This window comes from Frankia sp. CoWAU3, assembly GCF_977971855.1.
The window spans coordinates 1858-5595 of record NZ_CDWWXB010000228.1 but is presented as its reverse complement, the minus strand read 5'-3'; the positions used below and the strand labels follow the sequence as shown (position 1 = coordinate 5595).

Annotated in this window: 4 protein-coding genes and 1 pseudogene; 2 read left to right on the top strand and 3 right to left on the bottom strand. The window is 67.1% G+C overall.

Annotation, left to right across the window (positions count from 1 at the left end; genetic code table 11):
• The coding region (locus tag AC08ON_RS15965) for an ATP-binding cassette domain-containing protein (protein ID WP_476617252.1) at positions 1-486 on the top strand (486 nt) is incomplete at its 5' end.
• A 54-nt stretch (positions 487-540) separates the two neighbouring features.
• Here AC08ON_RS15965 and AC08ON_RS15960 read toward each other — a convergent pair.
• The 3 genes from AC08ON_RS15960 to AC08ON_RS15950 form a co-directional block, all read right to left on the bottom strand.
• Positions 541-2019, bottom strand: coding sequence for a hypothetical protein (locus AC08ON_RS15960; RefSeq protein ID WP_476608325.1), 1479 nt, complete (start codon positions 2017-2019; stop codon positions 541-543).
• 140 nt (positions 2020-2159) lie between these two features.
• A complete protein-coding gene (locus tag AC08ON_RS15955) occupies positions 2160-2420 on the bottom strand; it encodes a hypothetical protein (protein WP_476608324.1) in 261 nt (86 codons plus the stop codon).
• 304 nt (positions 2421-2724) lie between these two features.
• The gene (locus AC08ON_RS15950) at positions 2725-2973 is read right to left on the bottom strand and encodes a hypothetical protein (RefSeq protein ID WP_011436037.1); all 249 of its coding nucleotides are present in this window, start codon (positions 2971-2973) and stop codon (positions 2725-2727) included.
• 574 nt (positions 2974-3547) lie between these two features.
• On the opposite strand from AC08ON_RS15950, the pseudogene AC08ON_RS15945 reads away from it, so the two are divergent.
• Positions 3548-3738 (top strand): annotated as a pseudogene (locus AC08ON_RS15945) (cytochrome P450); the annotation flags it as partial.

Sequence of the window (3738 nt, the reverse complement as noted above, 5' to 3'; positions counted from 1 at the left end):
AAACGACAAGCTCAGGACCCGCATCTGTTCCATGACACGATCGCGGCGAACCTCCGTTACGGCCGGTTGGACGCGACCGACGACGAGCTGCGTGCCGCCCTGGCGGCCGCCAGCCTCTCCGCTCTGCTCGACCGGCTGCCCGAGGGTCTGGCGACCCGGGTCGGCGCTCGGGGCTACCGGTTGTCCGGTGGTGAGCGGCAGCGGTTGGCCATCGCCCGGGTCCTGCTGCAGTCACCACGGGTGCTGGTGCTGGACGAAGCGACCTCGGCGTTGGACACCGTCTCCGAGGCCGCCGTGCGCACCGCCCTGGACCGGCTCGCGGTGGGGCGGGCGTGCCTGGTGATCGCGCACCGGCTGTCCACGGTGATTGACGCCGACCGCATCTACGTGATGGACCACGGCCAGATCGTCGAGGACGGTACGCACAGCGAGCTGCTCGCCGACGGCGGTGCCTACGCCCGCCTCTACCGGCCCACCGTCGTCTGATCGGGTGGGGGCTGTCGGTGGTGGTGCCGTTGCGAGCTGGCCGGCGGGAGGCCGTTACCCGCGTCGGCAGCCTTCCCGGTGCGCCCGGACCGCCCGTAGCACGCCCCGGGCGAGCAGGAACAGCACGAACAGCATCCCGCCGGCCGGCAGCGCGACCAGCAGCGCGGAGACGACCTCCGCGAATGCGGTGACCAGCTTCCCGTCATGGGTCGCCCGGCCCGCCAGCCCGAGATAGTCCCACATGGCCCGGGTCGTCCGGGTAAGCGCGAACGGAACCGAGACCATGAGCACGACCAGGTTCACCAGGATCAGCGGCGCCGCGAGCAGCGCCCAAGCGGTCACCACGATCCGGGCCGGCCGGGTCAGTCCGTCCGGTCGGGTCAGTCCGTCCGGCTGGGGCCGTCCTGCTGATCGGGCAGGCCGCCCGCGCGGGACGCGGTTGCGTCGCCGTGGCAGCGTCGCGCGTAGCGCCGGCCCCATCCGGTTGAACAGGTCCGGTACCCCGGCCAGGTCGCTGACGATGTAGTAGCCGTCCAGCCGGACGAAGGGCGCAAGCTGGCGCATGGCATCCAGGTGGACAAGGACGACGGCGGTCACCAGCACACCGGCGTGGGTGAGCGCGAGAGCCCCGGCGAGCAGCAGAACGAACAGTCCGTTGAAATAGATGCCGCCGAGGTCGGTGCGCAGCCGGCCGAGCCGGCTCAGCCGGTAGGAGTCGGTGACGTCGGTGAAGAAGGCCGGCCACACCAGGTACATGCCGAAACCGATGACTCCCGGGCGGGCACCGCCGTAGTGGCAGGCCGCGGCGTGCCCGCATTCGTGGAACAGCGCGCCGGCGAGGGCCAGGCCGACCACCACCAGGATCAGGGCCGGGGTCGCGAGCACCTCCGCCGCGCTGTCTCGGACGCTGTGCCGGGCGAACGTCCACACGTCGGTGACCACCAGCAGGGCCAGCAGCAGGGCCACGGCCGCTGGCCGGAACAGCATCGCGAACACCCGGCTGACCCGGTGCACGGCCGGCGCGGGTAACAGGGTGTGCCGGGCTGCGAGTGTGAACAGCGCCTTCGCCCGTGGTGCCGGGGTGACGCCGTTCTCGCTGGCGATCAGGCCGAGTGGCATGAGCCGATCCGCTACGAGGTACGCGACGTCGGCGCCACTCATCCGGCGGGCGCAGACCACCGTGACCCGGTCGGCAATCGCGGCGACGTCGCGGGCGCCGTCCGCCGCTTCGAGGATGTGCGCGAGCAGTTCGGTGAGTGCGACGACCTGACCGTCGGCGCGGCGGGCCAGGAAGACGGGTCGGGCCAGGCCCGACCCGGTGAACTCGCCGAGTAGCGCCAGGCCGTCGGCCCGGCTCGGTCTGGCGGGTACCTCGGTCGGCCCGGGAACGCCCGTCGGATCGGTGACGCCGGTGATATCGGTGACGCCGGTGATATCGGTGAGGTCGGGCGTCCGGTCCGGTTTGGAAGGCACCGGCGGCATCGTTGTCGGCCGGGTGGACGACCGGGTGGACGACCGGGTGGACTCGGTCATCTGCGTCCCATCCTCATTGTCATGAACTGGCGGGAAGCCGGCCGCCGGTCCGTCGACCGGCGGCCGGCCGGGTGACCACCCCGGAGGAATCCGGCGGTGTATCTGTCGATCGTAGTGGTAAAGTGGTAAAGCGGTCGGTGTTATTTCTGTATGATGATGTTGATGCTCGGTACCAGCGTGATGAGAATGGGCAGAAATCCACCGGCGACCTGCGGCTCCGCATGAGCGTCGATCTGTGCCATTTTCGACCAGGGGGAGCCGACCGGAAAGAAGGTTGGGTCAAACTCCTTCCGACCGATCTCGACCGCGGCGAGAGTCGTCCGCTCGGGTAGTAGTTCCGCCCATTCCAAGAACAGTTCTCCATTCAGCTTGCCGGCGCAGTTGCCCGTGATATCGTTCATTCTTGTTTCCCACCGATCTGAGTTGCCTCGGATATTCGGGCGGTGGGAACGCTAGCCACCGCTCAACCTGGTGGCCAGTACCTGCACAAGGTGTGTCACGGTCGTGCCAGCGTCGGTCGAAACTTCGGCTGGCCTTCTCGGATCGGCCTGACTGAGGCGAGGGCATGCCTTCCGGCCGGCCGAAGGATAGTCGGCCGGCCGGTGGCCGCGGGTGCACGGTGCCCTTGGCGACCTCGGGAGAACGTGGTCGGGTGCGGTTACCCGGCCGGGGAGACCGGCGTGAGGAGCAGAATCGTTCCGGAGCTCACCACTGCTCGATGCGGTTCCAGCTGTTGGCGATGGTTTTGACGAACGCTCCGTCGCTGTAGGCGGTCTGCGGCTCCGGATGATTATCGATTTGGGCGTTGTTGCTGCCCGGCGAGCCGACCGGGTAGAAGGTGGGGTCGAACTCGGTGCGGTTTATCTCGATCGCAGCCAGGGTCATGCGCTCGGGCAGCAGCTCCGCGTGTTCTTGCGCCAGCTCGACGACGTCTGTCTCCCTGCGGTCCCTCATCTTCTGGCTCCCCTGTGTGTCGCTCGGTACCCGTCATGACGCAGGATGTGGGGCACCGGCCGGTGGCGAGGAATCGGCCGGCGCGGGGTCAGCACTCACCGGAGGGCGCGGCATCTGCGGCATCCGCGGATTCCGCGGAATCCGGTGGTACAACCGAACTGTAGGAGCCGCGGTCACCCTCCGCAACACGGATCTTGTCCTCGGTTGATCTGACCGGTCCAGGCCCACTCGGCGGGTGGTCGGATCATCATCCGAGCCCGGGCGCGAGCCTGGCGTGGGGAAGGCCGATTCTCTACGGATGATTCATCATGGCATTTTTCCCGATGGCGGTAGATGGGTAATCGAAAGCGGTAGGCAATATTGAACTATGATGAATTTTGTCAAAAAATATAAAATAATACTGACCAGTGTCGAACAGTTTCGATCCACTCGTTGATGGACGTTCTCTTCCTCGGGGTTATCTTCGGCGGTGGATATCCGGATGCGGTCCGTTCAAACGACAGCAATTTTTCGCGTGGATGGTAGCGTCGTCGGTGTCCGAGGTCCCGCGTGAACGACGAAGGGTGGACAGGCGATGGCCGCGGCACCGATAGTTCCGCTGCATATACGGCGAGCGCAGTTCGATCCGATCGAGGAACTCGTCCGGATCCGGGACACCGACGGCGTCTGCCGCGTTGTCACCGTGTTCGGGGTACCCGCGTATCTGGTCAGCCGGTACGAGGACGTCCGCGAGATACTCGCGGATCCGGGCAGGTTCAGCAACGT